This window comes from Streptomyces sp. NBC_00996, assembly GCF_045162675.1.
GTDB lineage: Bacteria > Actinomycetota > Actinomycetes > Streptomycetales > Streptomycetaceae > Streptomyces.
The window spans coordinates 4,483,791-4,502,122 of record NZ_CP108723.1 but is presented as its reverse complement, the minus strand read 5'-3'; the positions used below and the strand labels follow the sequence as shown (position 1 = coordinate 4,502,122).

18 protein-coding genes and 2 pseudogenes are annotated in these 18,332 nt (G+C 67.3%); 6 read left to right on the top strand and 14 right to left on the bottom strand.

Annotated features, from left to right (window positions below):
• Together OG390_RS21205 and OG390_RS21200 are read left to right on the top strand one after the other, a co-directional pair.
• Window positions 1–561, top strand: a complete 561-nt coding sequence (locus tag OG390_RS21205) for a suppressor of fused domain protein (protein ID WP_406170087.1) — start codon at window positions 1–3, stop codon at window positions 559–561.
• Between the two features lie 275 nt (window positions 562–836).
• Window positions 837–1,337, top strand: a complete 501-nt coding sequence (locus tag OG390_RS21200; protein WP_406177779.1) for an Imm1 family immunity protein — start codon at window positions 837–839, stop codon at window positions 1,335–1,337.
• A 184-nt stretch (window positions 1,338–1,521) separates the two neighbouring features.
• Here the strand turns inward: OG390_RS21200 and OG390_RS21195 are convergent, their stop codons facing one another.
• Both OG390_RS21195 and OG390_RS21190 read right to left on the bottom strand, forming a co-directional pair.
• The gene (locus tag OG390_RS21195; RefSeq protein WP_406170085.1) at window positions 1,522–2,247 is read right to left on the bottom strand and encodes a 5-formyltetrahydrofolate cyclo-ligase; all 726 of its coding nucleotides are present in this window, start codon (window positions 2,245–2,247) and stop codon (window positions 1,522–1,524) included.
• Window positions 2,248–2,269: 22 nt separating this feature from the next.
• Complete coding sequence (locus OG390_RS21190; RefSeq protein WP_406170084.1) at window positions 2,270–3,436, bottom strand: helix-turn-helix transcriptional regulator; 1,167 nt, start codon at window positions 3,434–3,436, stop codon at window positions 2,270–2,272.
• A 224-nt stretch (window positions 3,437–3,660) separates the two neighbouring features.
• Here OG390_RS21190 and OG390_RS21185 point away from each other — a divergent pair, with 224 nt between their 5' ends.
• The 4 genes from OG390_RS21185 to OG390_RS21170 all read left to right on the top strand — a co-directional run bounded on the left by OG390_RS21185 (window position 3,661) and on the right by OG390_RS21170 (window position 10,107).
• Entirely contained in the window at window positions 3,661–4,029 is a 369-nt protein-coding gene (locus OG390_RS21185; protein WP_406170082.1) for a hypothetical protein, read from the top strand.
• Window positions 4,029–4,373, top strand: a complete 345-nt coding sequence (locus OG390_RS21180; protein WP_406170080.1) for a hypothetical protein — start codon at window positions 4,029–4,031, stop codon at window positions 4,371–4,373. The genes OG390_RS21185 and OG390_RS21180 overlap by 1 nt, the downstream gene beginning before the upstream one ends.
• 597 nt (window positions 4,374–4,970) lie before the next feature.
• Window positions 4,971–9,278 (top strand): RHS repeat-associated core domain-containing protein, encoded by a 4,308-nt coding sequence (locus tag OG390_RS21175; protein ID WP_406170078.1) that lies wholly within the window; start codon window positions 4,971–4,973, stop codon window positions 9,276–9,278.
• Between the two features lie 64 nt (window positions 9,279–9,342).
• Window positions 9,343–10,107 (top strand): hypothetical protein, encoded by a 765-nt coding sequence (locus OG390_RS21170; protein ID WP_406170076.1) that lies wholly within the window; start codon window positions 9,343–9,345, stop codon window positions 10,105–10,107.
• Between the two features lie 78 nt (window positions 10,108–10,185).
• On the opposite strand, the gene OG390_RS21165 is transcribed toward OG390_RS21170, so the two are convergent.
• The 12 genes and pseudogenes from OG390_RS21165 to OG390_RS21110 all read right to left on the bottom strand — a co-directional run bounded on the left by OG390_RS21165 (window position 10,186) and on the right by OG390_RS21110 (window position 18,258).
• A complete protein-coding gene (locus OG390_RS21165) occupies window positions 10,186–11,478 on the bottom strand; it encodes a tyrosine-type recombinase/integrase (protein WP_406170074.1) in 1,293 nt (430 codons plus the stop codon).
• Window positions 11,478–11,660, bottom strand: coding sequence for a helix-turn-helix domain-containing protein (locus OG390_RS21160; protein WP_406170072.1), 183 nt, complete (start codon window positions 11,658–11,660; stop codon window positions 11,478–11,480). The genes OG390_RS21165 and OG390_RS21160 overlap by 1 nt, the downstream gene beginning before the upstream one ends.
• Window positions 11,653–12,931 (bottom strand): annotated as a pseudogene (locus OG390_RS21155) (replication initiator). Before OG390_RS21155 ends, OG390_RS21160 begins: the two are co-directional and overlap by 8 nt.
• A 131-nt stretch (window positions 12,932–13,062) precedes the next feature.
• A complete protein-coding gene (locus tag OG390_RS21150; protein ID WP_406170070.1) occupies window positions 13,063–13,320 on the bottom strand; it encodes a SpdD protein in 258 nt (85 codons plus the stop codon).
• A gap of 14 nt (window positions 13,321–13,334) precedes the next feature.
• The gene (locus OG390_RS21145; RefSeq protein WP_406170068.1) at window positions 13,335–13,529 is read right to left on the bottom strand and encodes a hypothetical protein; all 195 of its coding nucleotides are present in this window, start codon (window positions 13,527–13,529) and stop codon (window positions 13,335–13,337) included.
• Between the two features lie 18 nt (window positions 13,530–13,547).
• On the bottom strand, window positions 13,548–13,739 hold the full coding sequence (locus OG390_RS21140; RefSeq protein WP_406170066.1) for a mobile element transfer protein: 192 nt from the start codon (window positions 13,737–13,739) through the stop codon (window positions 13,548–13,550).
• An 11-nt stretch (window positions 13,740–13,750) separates the two neighbouring features.
• Window positions 13,751–14,353 (bottom strand): DUF2637 domain-containing protein, encoded by a 603-nt coding sequence (locus OG390_RS21135; protein WP_406170064.1) that lies wholly within the window; start codon window positions 14,351–14,353, stop codon window positions 13,751–13,753.
• Between the two features lie 22 nt (window positions 14,354–14,375).
• On the bottom strand, window positions 14,376–14,585 hold the full coding sequence (locus OG390_RS21130) for a hypothetical protein (protein WP_406170062.1): 210 nt from the start codon (window positions 14,583–14,585) through the stop codon (window positions 14,376–14,378).
• Between the two features lie 83 nt (window positions 14,586–14,668).
• Window positions 14,669–16,044: pseudogene (locus tag OG390_RS21125) on the bottom strand (FtsK/SpoIIIE domain-containing protein).
• The gene (locus OG390_RS21120; protein ID WP_154823304.1) at window positions 16,044–16,400 is read right to left on the bottom strand and encodes a hypothetical protein; all 357 of its coding nucleotides are present in this window, start codon (window positions 16,398–16,400) and stop codon (window positions 16,044–16,046) included. The pseudogene OG390_RS21125 and the gene OG390_RS21120 overlap by 1 nt, the downstream one beginning before the upstream one ends.
• Before the next feature lie 324 nt (window positions 16,401–16,724).
• Window positions 16,725–17,954: a helix-turn-helix domain-containing protein gene (locus OG390_RS21115; RefSeq protein ID WP_406170060.1), complete on the bottom strand. Its 1,230-nt coding sequence runs from the start codon at window positions 17,952–17,954 to the stop codon at window positions 16,725–16,727.
• Window positions 17,944–18,258 (bottom strand): putative quinol monooxygenase, encoded by a 315-nt coding sequence (locus OG390_RS21110; protein ID WP_406170058.1) that lies wholly within the window; start codon window positions 18,256–18,258, stop codon window positions 17,944–17,946. Before OG390_RS21110 ends, OG390_RS21115 begins: the two co-directional genes overlap by 11 nt.
• Window positions 18,259–18,332: the final 74 nt, after the last annotated feature.

Here is an 18,332-nt window from a genome sequence, read left to right as displayed (position 1 = left end):
ATGCAAGAACGTGAAATCGATGCGCACCTTCGCGGAATGTGGCCCGACCGGCAGCATGAGGATTTTCAATGGACGGCAGGGCCTGTCCAAGAAAGACTTCCGGGGTTTCACGTTCGCCGTATCGCCCCGCTTCGGCCCCGAGAGAGCTGGGTCTATGTATCAATCGGCGGCTATCAGGCGGGTGCGCCTCGACGTGAATTCGTGATCCTCTCCCCAGTGGAGTCCGTGCGGCACGTGGAGAGTCTGGCCATGGTCGCGTATTTCCACTCACTGCCCGGTCACAGAGTGGAAATTGGCTCCATCGTGAACCTTGGTCACCCATGGCTCGAAGGCTCCGAGGCCGATCGTTTCTTGGCGTCGCCTCCCTATTCCCTGGAGCATGAATTCTGGCGGACGGGGGACTCCGGTGAGGATGTGGAATTCACGTGGCTGGTTCCCATCTATTCCGAAGAGTCCGAATATGCCAAGCGTCGAGGTATTGAGGCGTTGGAAGAGAGGCTGGAGAAGCGTGGGGTCAACCTCGTGGATCCGCGCAGAACCTCTGTCGTCGGTCGCTGGTAGACCAGACGCTGATCAGTTCCCTCGAAGACTCAGCGGCTCCTTCGCCTCGCCGCGCTGGAGGTTTTTCCCTCGGTCCGTCATGACGCCACTTGACTAAGGGCGGTCAAGGCCTTCCTGCCTCGGGGGTCGACGTTGACGGTGTGGTTCAGGGGTGCGGCAAGAGTCATGCGCAGGGTTCCTTTGGAGGGCCTCGCACAGCCCTGGGGTGAGTGGTAGCAGTGGTACTGAGCGCTTTCTTCAACGGGGACTGGCTTTATGGCGAGACTTGGGATGAGATGTCTCGCATAATTTCGGGCGTCATGGAGAACCTTTGCGGAGAAGGGGGAGAGGGAAGGGGGTACACCCCGGGAGACGATGCCTGGTTCTCCCTGGCAAGTCAGCGACACAGCTATGAGCAGCGAGTTGCGGACAACCATCTGCGTGTGGCAGTCAATAGGCAGACGGGATATGGGAGTCTCATCTGGTTTGTCGACGGCGATAGTTCCAGGGTGGGCGAGGTCTGCGAATCCGTCTGGATCTCCGACAATCCCCAGCCTCCCCGCTTCGACCCTCGCGTTGTCTCCGACCCGGGGTACCCCCTTTTTCATGACCCGTCTAGTGCGCTTCCGCTTGAGCAGGTGCGTGCGGCACTCGAAGAGTTCTGCCGTATAGGCACGGGAGAGCGCCCTGAGTGCATTAGTTGGGCGCCAGGGGACGCGAATGGACAGCGTCTTGACAGGGCTCCCATGGTGGAGCAGGTGGAAGACCCGGTGATTGACTGGGGCAGCCTCTTGTAGTGAGAAGTTTCCAACCTGGCGTGGCTGCCAACGACTTGGATGGCCTGACGGAACGAAGAAGCTCCTGGTATGACGAGGTCTGGTTGGTCTTCTTCGAGGCCAAGGACGTGAAGGCGGGAGGCATCCTCCAGCCCCGACTGGCGCGGCAAAGGGGCGCGTGTGTCGCCCATACTGTGTTTGCGCGTCAGTTGGCCGGGGCCCGGGCCGCGAGTGCTGGAATGGAAGCGATCTTCGCTGCATCCAGGTGTTCCCACACTAGTCCGGTTGGGCGGTGCGGCGACCGGCACGAGATGACCTCGTGGGGCGTGATGATCAAGTCCACTCCGAAGTCGTGATCAGTTGCCGGGAGTTCTTCGTCCAGTACCTGTAGCGAGTGGACCGTGGACACGACCACTGTCTGGTCGCTGATCAGTCCGGCCTCCATGAGGAGCGCGAACTCAAGATCCGAATATCCGGCTCCCTTGCCGATGCGTACGCCGTGCCGGTTCACGGCGACACTGCCCACTACCACCATGTCGACGGGTTGGAGGTCGGCCACATCAACTCGCGGAGCCACGGTTGCCGCGATCTTGCTGGAGGCTGCTTCCTGCGGGGGAACGGGGATCACTGCGGGATCGAGGAGGTAGAAGGGGCGTGGGTCGGCGAGTTTCGGCACGGCCATGAACACCGTTTTGCCCTCGGTGAGAGCGCGAGCGCGTACTGGCAGCTGGGCCTTGTCCGGCACGGCCTTGATGACGTGCGCATCGTGCCAGACCGGCAGTTCGGCGAGACGGTTTGCGGCGGCGCCGGAGCCCTTGAAGTTCGGGATGCGGCCGTGTGCTGTCGCGTCGAGGGTGGCTCCCTCGGCGTCGAGCAGATCCCAGACGCGCTCGCGTACCTGCTGCTTGTCCTCGTCCACACGTGTGCGCACGTCGGGCTCCTTCATGCCGTGGTCACGCCGCTTCCATTAACGTCATCAACCGGTCCTGCGCGTCCTGCACCGCAGGTTCGCTTCTCCACGGTCGCATCTCTCGGGCGGCTCGGAAGACGATGTTCATCCCACCACCTCCGCGCGTGCCGTGCAGTTCGCTCACAGCGTCGTTGAACGCGGCGAGTGCGGCGTCCAGGTTCCCGTGCCGGAGCCGAGCCAGTGTGAGGTTGCCGAGGACGATGGCCCGGGACTTGCGTCTGTCGTGCAGCTCGGCCGCGGTGTCGGCCAGGAGCTGCTCGGCCTTGCCGTAGTCGCCGAGAGAGAGGTAGCAGGAGCCGGCCATGCGTCCGAAATGCGTGGGCGAGTACAAGTCGTGGGCAGCATCCGCACCGTGGGCTCGGCTCAGGTGTCTCTCTGCACCCGCCAGGGCGAGTTCACACTCGTTTGCTTCGCCCAGGTAGGCGTACGCCTCCGCGGAGTGCAGCATGGCGAGCCCTGCGAGGACGTGGCTGGTGTGCCGGACTGTGTGGGCTGCGCGGAGCGCCAGGTCCAGACCATCTCGGTGGTCACCGGCTCCGTAGAGGGCCACGTAACAGGTCCGTAAGAGGGCGTGTCCTTCCGCGTTCGGGTCGCCCAGGTAGCGAGCCACATCGACACTTTGCGCGTAGTAGGAGCGGGCTGTCGTGTGGTCCCTCCGCTGGGAGGCGTCCCAGACGAGCTGCCCCATGAAGGTTGCCGAGTCTGCTTGGAGGATGCGCATCTCGCGTTGAACGCGCCCGGGCGGGGCCTCTTCGGCGAGGAAGGCAACCTTGCTCGCGTGTTCGCTGGTGCGGGCGAGCAGCGTTGCGGAGGGGATGCGGTCGTAGCGCTCGCCCAAGGAGTTCATGCTGTTCCGGAGTTCGGCAACCGTCGAGAGATCCACACGGGACGGGTAGCGCATGGCGTACTCCGTCCGTTCGGCGAAGGGCTGCTCGTCAGGGAAGGAGACGACAAGGAGATCGTTCAGCTCGTCCACGCTGACCCGGAGAGCCTCTGCCAGCCGCGGCCGGATCCACGGTTGGGGTGCCACTTTTCCGGACTCCCAGCGTGCGACGGTGGACCGTTCGACCCTCAGCGTCTCGGCGAGGCCCTCCTGAGTGAGGCCCACCACCCGGCGGCGGCGCACCAAGCCGTGCCGTTTCAGAGCCATGGACCGACCTCCCCGCGTGGTTCTTCGTGCTTCCCAAGGGGGAATCCCCCTGCTCATGCCCGGTGTTGCGTCATGGATGCCTCATCCATGCGCCAATTCTGCTCTGGTTCACGGCAGCAGGAGGCGGTTCCGTGAAGCTCCACCGAACGACGTAGTGGACGTTCGGACCCCCGCGACGCGGCGAACGTCCGGGGGCATGGCCGATCTGATGGGAGCAGACCGACATGCACGACCTTATCCGCCGGATCCTTCAAGGGCTGAGTCTCCTGCTCGCCCCCGGCACGGGCAGGCGCCGGGTGGGCGCCCGCCCCACACCTACGACACCCGCCAGACGTTCGGACAAAGCCCTCACCACCGCTGTATCCCACCCCATCCGCCTCCCGCTGCACCGCTCCCCCTACGGCCTTCACCTCCCCCTCGACGGCACCGCCACCCGTCTCGTCCGTCCATACCTCACCGCCCACGAACACGAACGCGCCCAACAGCAGCGCCGCCGTCTCGCCCTCGTGCTCGCCGCCGACTTCGGGATCGACCTCGACCGGCACCTGGTCGGGGACCGGTACCTGGTCGGCATGCCGGAGGTGGCCGTCTGATGGAGTCGGTGACCACACTCCGTCTGCTGCCGTGGCCGTCCCCCGAGGGGAAGCCGTGCTACCTCGTACCGGGCAGCGAGGGCGGGTACCTGTCGCGTCTGGCGGATGACATGGAGGCCACACAGCTGGCCATGGCGGCCGACGTTCTCGGCCACGCCCAGAAGGTGCTGGACGACCGAATGTCCCCGCACGCCGAGGTGCGGTACGCCGGGGTCCGGCTCGCCGAGTGCCTGCGCGACGCGCTGCGGGTCGCCGAATCACGAGGCATGCGCCTTCGAGTACCGGACAACGAGGATGCCAGGGACGCAGAGACCGACAACACCAAGCCGGGAGATCGTGCGTGAGCCCGCGCACTGTGTACCGATACGTGTCCCACACGGTTCGACAGGTTCCGGAAAGTGGCGTGATCTACGAGGCGTTCTGCAGTGCCCCCGACTGCAATGCCGCATCCGGTCCCCAGGATGTCCAAGAGGCGGCACAAGACTGGGCACTTGCCCACGCCGGGCGCACGGACCACTGCCGCTTCCGCCGAGTGGTGACTGACCACGCCCGCGTGACCCGCGACGAGTAGGCCTCCCACTTACGGCCGTGACGGCATGGGCCGACTGGTGTGAGGTCCAGCGGCCCCTGCCTGTCATATGTTTCCCCATGGCGGGCAGGGGCTCACCATCCGGCGCTCGGCCTGGCCGCTGCCGCGCGTCTTCTGGAACGCGGCCGCCTTCGAGATCTCGTCGCTGTATGGCTAGGGCCGTACCGGCGGCACGGTCGGTTCCTCCGCCGAGCAGACCACCAAGTACACGTACGACAAGCGTGGTCTGCCGCTGTCCACGACGGATGCCGAGCAGAACACCACGACGTACGCCTACGACGAGGCGGGCAACCTGGCGGTCACCACCGCGCCGGCTGTCCAGGCCGAGGCGGACGGCACCAACCCGGTCACCGTGCACCCGGTCACCACGAGTGGTTTCAACACCTTCGGCGAGGGTGTCGAGGAGCAGGACCCGAACGGTCTGGTGACCAGCACGGCGTACGACGCCGATGGCAACAAGGTGTCCGAGACGTTGCCGTCGTACACCCCGGCGGGCGGCTCGACGCCCAACGCGGGCACCACGGTGTGGACGTATGACAGCGAGGGCAACCAGACCTCGGTGGTCAGCCCCGGTAACAAGACGACGTCGTACCTCTACGACCAGATGGGCGACTTGGCGCAGATCACGGCGCCGGACGGTTCGACGACGCATGCCACGTACGACACGGCGGGTGACCAGCTGTCGGCGACGGATGGCACGGGCGCGCAGGCGCAGGCCACCTACGACTTCCTGGGCCGCCGGCTCACCTCGACGACGATGGAGCGTTATCCGTCGACGCGGACGCTGACGAGTACGAACTCGTACGCGGTCACGACGGGCAATCCGTACGGCGCGCACCTGGCGTCGACGACGTCGCCGGGCGGTGTGTCGAGCACGTACGGCTACGACCGGGCCGGTGAGATCACCTCGGTGACGGACGGCGCGGGCAACACGACTCGCGTCGGCTACGACTTCGAGGGCAACGCGACGAAGACGACGCTGGCGGACGGTACCTGGACCGAGACGGACTACAACGCCTCGGACGACCCGACGGCGACGCGTGAGTACGACGCGAGCGGTACGAAGCTGTCGGAGACCTCGCAGCAGTACGACGGCGTGGGCAACCTGGTCGCGTCCACGGACGCCAGCCAGCACACCACGCGCTGGACGTACGACGCGGCGGGCACGATCACCCAGCAGGTCGAGCCGGTGGACGCCTCGACCTCGATCACCACGACGTTCGGGTACGACGCGGCGGGTAACCGCACCCGCTTCACCGACGGCCGGGGCAACTCCTGGCGCTACACGTACACGCCGTGGGGCCAGCAGGAGAAGGTGATCGAGCCGACGACCGACCAGTACACGTCGGCCGCGGACTCGACGACGACCTTCGCCTACGACGCCGACGGCCAGGTGACGACGGCCACGTTGCCGGGCGGGGTGACGACGTCGATGACGTACGACGTCAACGGCCAGCTGAAGACGATGAACGGCTCCGGCGCGGACGCGGCGACGGCTCAGCGCAGTTTCGACTACGACGCCGACGGCAGGGTCTTGTCGGCGGACACGGCGGAGGCCGGCGTCACGGGCGCGGACGACCACCAGTCGTCCACGCACGACGCGTTCACCTACGACGACCGCGGTGACGTACTCAGTGCTTCGGGCTCGGCGGGTTCGTCGAGCTTCTCCTACAACGACGACGCGTCGATGCTGTCGCGGACGGACGCGGCGGGCACGACGTCGTACGGCTACGACACGGCGGGCCGCCTGTCGTCCCTGAACGACGCGGCGACGGGCACGCAACTCACGTACACGTACGACCAGTTGAACGACCTGAAGACCGTCAAGTACGGCTCGACGGGCCAGATCCGCACCTTCGGCTACAACAGCTCGCACGAGCTGACGAGCGATGTGCTGGTGCAGGACGCGTCGACGCTGGCGAGCTTCAGCTACGGCTACGACGACAACGGCAACCTGACGTCGAAGACGACGACAGGCGTGTCGGGCGCGTCGTCGAACACGTACACCTACGACTGGTCGGACCGTCTGACGTCGTGGAACGACGGGTCGACGACGAAGAGTTACGCCTACGACGCGTCGGGCAACCGGATCCGCAACGGTGCGGACGTCTATACGTACGACGCCCGGGATGAGTTGACGTCGGACGGTACGCACAGCTACTCGTATTCGGCGCGTGGCACGATGACGCAGGAGTCGCAGGCGTCGGGTTCGGTGGCGTACAAGACGGACGCGTTCGGCGATCAGATCACGGCGGGCACGCAGTCGTACACGCTGGACGCGCTGGGCCGGAACATCTCGGACACGGACACGACGGACCAGACCACGCGGACGTTCGCCTTCTCGGGCGCGGACAACACGATCGCCTCCGACGGCGACAACACGTACACCTACGACCCGGCCGGCGGTGTGGTCGGCGTCAAGCCGTCCGGCGGCACGGGCGCGCTGGCCCTGACGGACCAGCACAGCGACGTGGTGGGCACCTTCACCTCGGGCGCGACCTCGCTGACGGGCTCGGCGTCGTACGACCCGCTGGGCAAGGTGGTCTCGCCGACGGACACGGTGACGGGCCACTTGGGCTTCCAGTCGGGCTGGACGGAGCCTGGCACGGGTGATGTGGGTACGGCCTCGCGCTGGTACGACCCGGGCACGGGTCAGTTCCTGAACAAGGACAGCATCTCGCTGAACGCGGTGCCGAACTCGGTGGCGGCGAACCCGTTCGCCTACGTCGACGACAACCCGATGGCGGGTACGGACACCTCGGGCAACTGCTCCTGGTACGACGTGGTGTGCGGTGCGAAGAAGGTCGCGCACCATGTCAAGCACGCGGTCTCGCATGTGGCGCACAAGGTGTACCACGCGGTCAAGCACGCGGCCCGCAAGGTGGTCCACGCGGTGAAGCACGCGGCGCGCAAGGTCGTGCATCACGTGCGGGATGTGTATCACGCGACGGTGCGGGTGGTGCGGCGGGTGTATCACTACGCGGCGCGGCATGTCAGACGCGTGTATCACGCGGCGGTGCATGCGGTGCATACGGCGTATCACAAGGCCTCGCGTGTGGTACATCGTGTGGTGCATGCGGTGAAGAAGGCGGCGCACAAGGTCGCGAGCCATGTGAAGAAGGCCGCCAAGGCGGTCGCTCATGCGGCGCGGACCGCGTATCACGCGACGGTCAAGGCGGCGAAGGCGACGGCGACGTTCGTGAAGCACCATGCGGCTGCGATCACGTCGTTCGTGGTGTCGACGGCGGTGTTCGCGGGGTGTGAGGCGGCGACCTGGGGTGTGGGCACGGTCGGCTGCGCGGCGATGGCCGGCGCGGCGGGCTCGCTGGTGGAGCAGGGCTTCAAGTGCGCGGAGAACGGTGGCGGCGACTGCAGTGTGGGGGCGTTCGCGGGCTCGGCTGTGGAGGGCGCGGTCCTGGGTGCGGCGGGCGGCAAGCTGGGCGAGCTCGGCGGGAAGCTGCTGGCGAAGGTGGCGCCCAAGGCGATGAAGGCCGTGGGCGGGCTGTTCGGCAAGGGGGCTACCGAGGCCGGTGATTCCGCGGCGGCGGATGCCACGGACGAGGCGGCTTCGGCGGCGGAGTCGGAAGGGGCCGGGACCAAGAGCCAGTCGCAGTCTCGTGACCGCTGTGAGTTCCACAGTTTCACCGGGGCGACTCGGGTGTTGATGGCCGACGGCACGACGAAGGCGATCGACCACGTGCGCGTGGGCGACACGATCGCCAACTCGGTACCGGGAGCGGCCGGTGTGGAGGCGCACAAGGTCACCGCGGTGATCGTGACGCACACCGACCACGACTTCGTCGACGTCACCATCAAGAAGACGGCCGAGTCGGCGGCGAAGCAGAGCACGAAGGGCGGGGCGAAGTCCCTGGCCCGGAAGGTGGCCCGCAAGGCCGCGTTCGGCCTGGCGGCCTCGGCAGCGGTACTGGGCGCGCTGGGAGCGAGCCACGGACACCACGGACAGGAGCCGGCGACGGCTCCCGTGGCGGCTGTCAGCACGGCTTCCGCGCAGCACACGAAGACCATCGCCAGTGCGGAAGACGCCCAGGGCGCGCACCTGACGACCACTTTCCACCACCCGTTCTACGACGAGACCCAGTCAGCGTTCGTCGACGCGAAGGACCTCCACACCGGAGACGTCCTCCAGACCTCCACAGGCACCGCCGAGGTCATCGGTGTTCGCCTGTTCCACGCGAACACCACGACGTACGACCTCACCATCGGCACCCTCCACACGTACTATGTGCTGGCGGGGGCCACTCCGGTCCTGGTTCACAACTGCAATGTCAGACTGACCCAGGAGGAAGCCGATACCCTGCAAATAGGACCCCACGCTAATGAGTCCGTTCCTGCGACGGGACCTGTGGTAACACCTGAACAGAGTGCGGCGATGCAGGGGAAGGTTTGCCACACATGTGGCGGAAGGACTCCGACGATGATCGGAGATCACCAGCCGCAGTCCGGGATCGGACCCACCAGTCTGCCGAGAAATCTGTTCCCGCATTGTCAGGTTTGCAGCGACACGCAGTCTGTCGCGGTACAGAAGGCTCAGCAGATACTCCGAAATCACGGATATCATGATCCGACCTTCCCGGGGCTGCCCGGCATACCCAGTGCCGTAGAAAAGCTAGCGGAGCTTCTTCCTGGCCATACAGCTTAAGTTAGAATCTGCGCCTGGCCGGCTGTATGTCGGCCAGGCGCGCTTCATGTCATGGAGGTGGCAGGTGCTGATTGGTAGCGCGGATATCTATCTAAACCACCGCGTAGTTCGCATCGGATCCAATGAGGCTCCGGCAGCGGCTTCCCCGCTTGGCGGCGCACCCGTGGCGGCATCTGACAGTCATATCCACGTGGCGGCGAGGGCGCAGGCCGGGCTGGTGCGCGTCAAAATATGGAACAAGGTCGGGCCCGTGAGGGGCGCAGTCGTCTTTGACGGAGAGATCTCGCTTGCTGATGGTTGCATCGCGGTTGGAGACATCCTCAATGTGTCCAGCTTCGTCCAGAATTTCGGGTCTGCCGGGTTGCATCGCATGCGGGTCTCGGTCGACGATCCGGGAAATGCTTCGCGTGTTGATGTGATCCTAAATCCCGGCGGGAGTCTTATTTCCCTGACGAGTGTTGATGGCCACGCGATTCCATATGAGTGGACAGCTGGCGAAGCGGCGATCGGCAGATTCGACGAGTTGGGGCTGGTGCTGTCTTCGCATGACCTTCCGCTCGGCCGCCTATCCGCAGCCTTGAAGATTGTCTTGATCGCACACAATGAAGGGGAGGCAGACAGCAGGGAATACCTCCGCGATTTCGGAATTCGCATGATTGTCGAATGGCTGCGGTGGCTGCGTGATGACATTTCCGAGGCGACTGCATCAGAGGTGGGCCGTGACATCTCGGTAAGGCTGCGCGACCTACCCGACCTCGAATCGGATGACAATATAAGTCGTTTGGCGTCCAGAGTCCTTGAATCGCTGCATCGGTCTAGTAGTTGCTAGCGATTGCAAAAAGCAGCCCCGCCAGGTGCGTCCTGGCGGGGCTTCTGCGTGGGGTGACGGCAGTAGTTGACGGCAACGTCAGCGGACGGGGACGGCGGAGGGTGGCGGTTCATCGCCTTCGTCCCGGGCCGTATGGCTGCTCTCCGGGCTGCCGAGCGCGGTGCTGAGTGTGTCGATGGCGTCGCGCTGGAGGCGGAGTCGGACGTGGGCGTAGACGGTGGCGGTGACGCCGATGTGGGCGTGGCCGAGGAGTTCCTTGATCACGACGAGTTCGACGCCCTGTTCCAGGAGGAGGGTGGCGGTCGAGTGGCGGTCGTCATGGAAGCGGATGCGGCGGAGGCCGGCCTTGCGGAGGAGCGTGATGAAGGCGCGGGTGAGGTTGGTCGGGTCGATCGGTCGGCCCTGCGCGGTGGTGAACACGTGCCCGTCGTGCTGCCATGTGCTGCCCGCGGACTCACGCTCGCGCTCCTGCTGCTCGTGGTGGAGCTTCAGCGACTGGACGCAGCGGGTGGGGAGGGCGATGCGGCGTTCGGAGGCCCGGGTCTTGGTGGGCAGCGTGGTGAGGCCGCCCGTGCCGGTGCGCTGAAGGGTGCGGCGGATGGCGGCGGTGCCGGCGTCGAGGTCGAGGTCTTCCCAGCGCAGGCCGAGGAGTTCGCCCTTGCGGAGTCCGGTGTGGAGGGCGAGTTCGAACAGCGCGTGTAGCCGGTGGCCCTGGGCGGCGGTGAGGAGCTGGCGGGCTTCGTCGGTGGTGAGGGGTTCGAAGCGGCGGGGCCGTGGGGTGCCGGTGCGGACGTTGCGGGCGACGTTGCGCGGGATCTCTTCCTCGCGGACGGCGTGTTCCAGGGCGGACTTGAGTACGGAGTGGATGTAGGTGAGCGTGAGCGGGGAGAGCAGCTTGTGGCAGCACTGGCCGGCGGCGCAGCAGCGGGGCTGGTCGCGCCGGGCGTCGATGCCGCGGGTGCAGCACTGGCAGGTGGTGCGGAGCTGGTTGAGCCAGGTGCGGATGTCCTTGGCGGTGAGCTTGGTGAGCTTCTTCTTGCCGAGGCCGGGGATGACGTAGCGGTTGACGCAGGTGGTGTAGCGGGTGTGGGTGTTCTCGCGGAGGTGGTGGACGGCAACGGCATCGAGCCAGTACGTCAGGTACGCGCCGACGCTGCCCTGTGCGGAGGGGACGGGGTGGCCGCTGTTGCTGGCGGCCATCTTCTCGGTGAGCTTGTCGGCAGCCTCTCGTCGAGTCGAACCGTACACTCGGACGCGCTTCCGCGTACCGTCGGTGGCCAGTAGGTATCCGGCGGCTTCCCAGCGGCCGTCCTTGCGCTGGTAGATGGTGCCTTCTCCGTTGGCACGAGTTTTCTTGCGCGGTGCGGGCATCACGCGGCTTCTTCCAGGTGATGGCGAATGTATCTGTCGAGGGCGGAGGCCGGGATGCGGCGGGCGCGGCCGATGGTGATCGAGGGCAGGCGACGAGAGCGGATCAGGTCGTAGACCGTGGACCGGCCGAGCTTCAACCGCGCCATCACGTCGGGCACCGTCAGCAGCTCGTCGTCATGCATGGGTGGGTTCTCCTTCCGTTCCGGGAGCCGGTTCGAGGGATGCGGCCAGCCAGGCTTCGCCGCTGGTGAGGCCGGTTCCGGCGAAGATCCAGTGGGCGAGGACGAGCGTGGTTTCGCTGTCCTGCGGGACAGGCGTGGCAGCTTGGGCGCGGCGCCAGTCGGCGCGGGCGTCGCGGAGTGCGCCGAGGGTGGTGGAGTAACGGCGGGACTTTGTGGAGAAGTGGCCGCGGAAGCCCAACATGTGGGACCAAGCCCGCAGGCGGAGGTGTTCCAAGTCCTTGCGGGCGCCGAGGGACCAGGCTGTGCGGATCATGCGGTGGGCGTGTTCGGTGATCCGGGCCCCGGCCAGCTCGGCGAGGAAGCGGATCGGGCAGTCCAGAGTGCCGGTTGCGGTCTCTGCTCCCTTGGTGGCGTACTTGGCGATGTACGCCGCTACGGCCCGCTCGGTCAGTTCCTGGCCGTCGTCGAAGTCAGCGGATCGGATCGTGCGGACGTCGAGCTGCCGGCCGAAGACGATGGTGTGGGGCCGCCTGTCGATCACCGGCCCGCCAACACGCGCCGCAGTGGCTGCTGCCCGAATGGCATCGGTCAGCAGCTCGGCGGTGGCCCAGGCGGGAGGAGCGGAGTCGCCACCCTCGGGGCCGTCGAGGCGGATCACGGCGTGGAAGTGGACGGCACCCCGCTTCTGGTACTCGGCTACCTTGCCGAACGAGGCTCGTTGGGTAAGGCCGGCGCGCTTGGCGACTTCACGGCGGAGGTAGATCGAGAAGCGCCGCCACAGCGCCCCTGCGTGCGCGTTCCACAGCACGGCCGCTTCGTAGTCGTAGGAGTCCGGGTCGAGGGGTGTCCCCAGGACGGTGTCACCTTCCTCGTGTGGGAGGCCGCAACGGCAGTTCCGGCCGCCGGAGGGGCGGTTGTGGACCGGGCCGAAGCTGGGGGCGGTGAAGGTGGCGAAGACGCGTGGGTGCGTGGCGACCCGTTCGGGCGTGCCTTTGCCGCCGCGGAGTCCGGCGGTGATCAGGTGGTAGGCGGCGGTAGGTCTCGGCGCAGGCCGCGCACCGGGTGGCGCGGCGGTTGTTGCAGCGGACGAGGAGCTGACCGGCGGGCAGGGCCGACGAGTCCAGGTGGTGCAGGACGCGGCCGATCTCGCCGGTCCTCTGGTCCACGGCGTATTCGGTGCGGTGGCCGTCGAGGCGGACGGGGTGGGTGCAGCCGCCCAGTCCGGACAGTTGGTGGGCCAGCTCGGGCATGGTGCCGAGGGAGGCCAGCATGGAGAGTTCCGCCAGCGGGGGCGGAGTCTGCCGGGTGATGATGGCAGTTCCTTTCGGCTGTTGCGACGTTTGGGAGGGACGGCCCCGGGGCGGCGGGATGCTTGGCGGCTTGTTGCCGCCCCGGCGGCTGATCAGCGCTTGTTCGCGCTGCTGAGGAGGGAGCGCAGGACCACGGCGGCGACGGCCACGGATACGGCGGAGACGGCGACCGCCGCCAGGAGCGCGGTGAGCACGATTCCGACGACGACCACGGCGGCGACCGCGCCGACACCGACACCCACGTACGGAGCGACCTGGCGGCCGGCCGAGGAGGGCGGAACCTGTGTCTGCTGAGGCGTAAGGGTTGTCGTCGGCAGAGTCGGGGCGTCGGGCAGCTTGGGGCGGAGCATGGCAAACCTCCTTGTCACTTGTGGGTGCTGTTGACGACGCCGACCCCGGAACGGGTGCCGGACTCGATGGCAGGGGCCAGGAAGGTGTGGGAGAGCCAGAAGCCGAACAGCGCGATCACGACGGCGACCCAGAGACGGACGCCGAGGAACTTGATCGCGGCCCAGGCGATGACGCCCAGGATGAAGACGAGGGGCAGCGAGACGGTCATGGGAGCTCCCTCAGCGGATCAGCGGACGTGGCAGCCATGGGTGCGGGCAGCCAGCTCGGCGGCGGCGCGGCTGTCGTAGTCGGCGGAGAAGCCGCAGCGCGGGGCGGTGCAGACGGCGGCGTGCTTCTCGCGGCCCCGACCGTCGTAGTACGTGCCGACCTGGACGGGACCGATGCGGATGACTCGGCGGAATCGGGGGTTGGCAGGCATGAGTGCTCCTCTCAGAGCTGTGCGGCGATGGCTTCGGCCAGTGGTGCCGGGACGCCGAGCCGAGCGCGAAGGGTTGAGGTGTCGATGGCCGATCCGGTCCGGGCGTGGTGTTCGTCGGCGACCTTGCGGGCGTGGGTGACGAGCGCGGCCGGGACCGGTACCGGGCGAGGGGCGACGGCCGGTCGCTGATCGGGCTCCGGGGCCGTCACGGTCGGCTCCGGAGCTGCCGGTGCGGACTCTTCGGCCGTCTCGTGTGTGGTGTGGGCGAGGAGGGTGCCGCCGAGGAAGGCGACGGCGGGCCATCCGGCGACGAGGATGCGCAGCCAGGCGGGTACGGCTCCGAGGTCGAGGAGGCCGGTGGTGGCGATGTTGGCGCCGAGCGACGCGGTCAGCGCGGCGAGGAACCAGCACCACCCGGCCGCCTTGGGGCCGCCGGAGCGCAGCCGCCGCCAGGCCGCCACCAACAGCAGGTCGACGGAGACCGGGTAGGCCCACGCCTTCCACTCGTCCTGACCGGCGGCCACGGCAAGGTCGTGCAGGTGGGCGAAGGACAGCGCGGCGGCGATAACTGCCTGAACGAGCACTGCATCGACGCGGACCAGGTGGGCGCGCACGGTCGGGTTTCTTCCGGTGCGGTCAGTCGGTGGACTTGAGTTGGTCGGCCCGTGCGCGGGCGAGGGCGGCGACATCGGCCGTTTCCTTGTCGTCAGGCCGGTCGGCCGCGATGCGTTCCAGCAGATCGGCCTTACGGCACATCAGGTCGGTGTAGTCGCCAGCTCCGAACTTGCGGTGGTCGGCCAAGTCGGCCAGGAGCGTGCTGATTTCGGAAATGGATGGGCGAGACACAGAGGGCTCCCTCGGTTTCTGGGCGTGCCGGGGTAGGGACTCGGCACGATGCGGACATGCCGGCCGTTGGGGCGGTGAGTGACCTACTCGGTGACCGGTACCGGTTTGAGCGGTGATGCGGGCCCCTCGACCGGCTGTACCGGGACTGCGGGCCGGAACGGTGCGAGTGCGGGCAGGTCGGGGACCAGGTGCGCCGACTCTCGGCAGACCGTGGCCGCGTCGGTGAGGGATAGGAACGGGGTGCGAATGCGGGACCAGCCGCCGGAGGTGTCTCCGGCTACGGCGAGGCCGGGTAGTTCGGGGGCGATGGCGCAGGCGGCGTAGACCGCTTCGGGTGCGATGTCGCCGAGTGCCATCTTGGCGGATGCTTCGTCGTTCACCCTGTGGCAGAGGCGGCCGGTCAGCTGAGCACGGAGCATGTGGCGCCCTTGCCCAGCTCGGCGCCGAAGCGCTGTCCGCAGACCTCCAGGTAGATGCCGGCCGCACGGCCGAGCTGGGCGAGCCGGATGAGCTGGGTGACCATCTCGTCCCGCCGCTCCTCGTCCTTCTTCGTGGCGACGAGGAACAGCTCGGCGACCTCGTCGACGAACAGCACGACGGGAACAGGCCGTTGGTGTTCCGGCAGCCCCCAGATGCCGGAGGTGATCTCCTCATCCGGGGTGCCGGGGGCGACGCCCTGCCGGACCTTGATCAGGTCGTACCGGTCTTCCATCTCTCGTATGAGGACTGGCAGCAGTTCGGCCGCCTGCTGCGGATCCGTCGCCAGTGCCGACAGGCGCGGGGCGAACGGCGCCAGCTCCACTCCCCGCTTGCAGTCGACCCCCACCAGCGCGACCGGTTGCCGCGCCAGTCTGGTAACCAGGTGCCGCAAGTACATCGACTTGCCCGAGAGCGTTGCGCCGAGCGTGAGCTGATGCGGGACGGCGCGATAGTCCCGGACGAAGGCCGTCGCGTCCTCCCTCAGCGCCACCGGCACCTTGAGGAGTCCACCGCCCGCTTTCCTCGGCATCCGCACGTCGCGCAGCACGTCGAAGCCGACGAGCCGCAGCTCCACCACGCCCGGCTTCACGTCCTTCACATACACGGCGTGGACGCCCCAGGCATGCCGCAGCCGTTCGGCCGAGGCAGCGACGTCCGCCGGTTCCTGTCCGGGAGCGAGCCGCAGCCGAAGCCGCAGGCCGGTCGAGGTGGGCCGGATGATGCCCCGGCGCGGGGGAACCGGCCGGACCTCACGTCGAGTCGTCGCCTTGGTGGCGAGAACGCGCAGCCGGGAAGGCTGCACCGTCAGCCCGCACGCCTCCATGACGGAGCCGTACGAGCCCAGGAGCCGGGCCGTCGATAACGGCAGCCCGACCGTGGACCAGTAGACGCCCGGGTGACGAGCCCGGGTGAAGGCGGCCCCACCGCCGAACGCGGCGAGGGGGCCACCCACCTCCAGCAGTGTCATCCAGTCCGACATCAGGCCGAGGCCCCGACGGCGGCCGGGAAGGCGGCCGGCGCGACCGCAGCCGCGCGGAAGGCGATGCCGTGGCGCTGCTGGCCGTTGAACACGCTCTCCCAAGGCCGCGCCACCAGGCCGACCAGCGAGACCGGTGCACCCAGCGCCAGCCCTTCGGTGACGCCGCTCTCCGGAACGGTGACCTTGATCAGCGAGGACTCTCCGTCCTCGATGTAGACGACGCCGATCGTCATCAGCGCTTCGCCGCTGTTGGCGTCCTTGGCGATCTCCCCGGTCTGCCGGTCCCGTACCTTCGGTTCCGGTGCCTCGGTCAGCAGGATGGTGGCCGACGAGGTCTCTACACGGATTACACGCACAGAACTGATCTCCCTTGCGCTGCACCGTACACATGCACGACGGTGCAATTAGTGACGAATGGCTACGCAACGGGAGGTTGACCGCATACCGACTGGGCGCGATACGCTCCAAGAGCGTTGATGCCAACGACGCACCCGGCCTGAGTGGGCTGCCTCCCGCTCAGGCCACATCTGCTTTCTGTGGCCCTTTCCGCTCATGTGCCGACGCAGGTCTGCCTTCCTGCTCCGGCCCGTTCGCATGCCCGCATCACCAACTCCGCTGGACGCGAAGGGGCGTGCCGACGACAACCACAGTAACCCGTACTCCAAGTGCTGTCTAGTACTTCAAGTACCAGTCCGTACTTCGTGTATGCCCAACTCTCCTGCCAGGGCTCGCAGCTCCTCGGAGGGCGGCTGGCTCATGGTCAGCAGGTCGGCGATGAGTTGCTTCACCATCGGCAGGGCCCGCACCAGCTCCGGTGACAGCTCGCAGGCCGCCAGCAACGCTGAAACGGCGTCAGCGACTTGTCGACGCTGGGCATAGGCCCTGGCAAGGTCGATCTGGAAGCGTGTCTGCCGTTCCGCCGACAGACCGGATGCATCAACGGTCTGCGCAGCCCGCAGGGCGACGCCGGCGTCTCCCAGGTCCACCGCGACGGCCACCTCATGCAAGGCGACGTTGGTGGGCCCGAACTCGGTGTTGTAGTCGTTGCGGCCGTCACCGACCTGTTCGCCCATCTCGCGGGCCTCACGGAGGTACCCGTAAGCGTCATCCGCGAGGTTCAACCGAGCGGCGGCCACCGCTCGTTGCAAGGTCAAAGCACCGCGCAGGGCGACCGCCTCAACCTGCCCGGACTCGGCCAGGGGCCGCAACGCCTCAGCCGCACTCCCGGACACCTGGGCCGCCTGATCAAAGTGACGCGCACCGAGGAAGACCAGCGACAGACGGAACTCACCGGCCGCCATCAGCAGCGGATCATTCGCCCGCTCGGCAGCGACCACAGCCCGGTCCACGGCGATCCAGGCCGCTTCCGGCTCACCCATGTTCGCCAGGGCGCCGCTGCACGTGTGGTACATGACCGCCAGCATCCGGAAGAGCTCAGGGCGTTCCGACTCGGAGACCGACCGGGTGGCCGACTCCAGCCGGGGCACCAGCCCTTCGAGCAGTTCGGCCAGGTCGGCGTACTTGCCCTGGTGGGTGAGCGACCATGCACGGTCGACTTCGGCGCGCAGCGCCGGCACGTCAGGGGAGGCGTCCTGCCGACTGAGGACCGCTTTGAGCGAGTGAGCTGCGCTCAGCACCAACCGCAGGCGACTCGCACCAGGCGGCTCCCCTTCGGCCACCGACGCGACGAGGGGCGCCTCTGCCGCCAGCTCGGCGATCGGCACTTCCAAGACGTCGGCGACCTTCTCCAGGACGGTCATCCGGTCGATGCGCCTTACGCCCCGCTCAACTTGGGACACCCACGCTTCCGAGCGCCCCAGAAGGCCGGCGAACTCCTTCTGCGACAACCCCCGGCGTTTGCGGTTGAAGGCGATCTTGCGACCGAGCGCCTTCTGATACTCAGTGCTCAACGTCCACGCCCTTGCCGGACACGAAGTCCAAGCGGTCCACCTCGATGCCGGACAGGTACTGCTCCCGCTCGGAGAGGAAGGCGCGCACGTAGTCCTTCGACTCGTGCTCCTCGAAGGCACTCTTGTCCCGGTAGAGCTCGTAGAACACGCGCTCCAGCGGACGGCCGTCAACGCGGTGCACCGCGTAGACCACCGTTCCGGGCTCGTTCGCCCGGATCAGCTCACCGGTCCGCGCCACCAGGTCGTCGAACGCAGCCGCCGCCACGTCGTCCTTGCACGTGAAGCGCACAAACAGACCGAACATGCGGAGTCCTTCCTCTATCGGCATCAGGTCAGCACCAGCCCATGCGGCGAACGCTATGCGCCCACCTGCCCGCA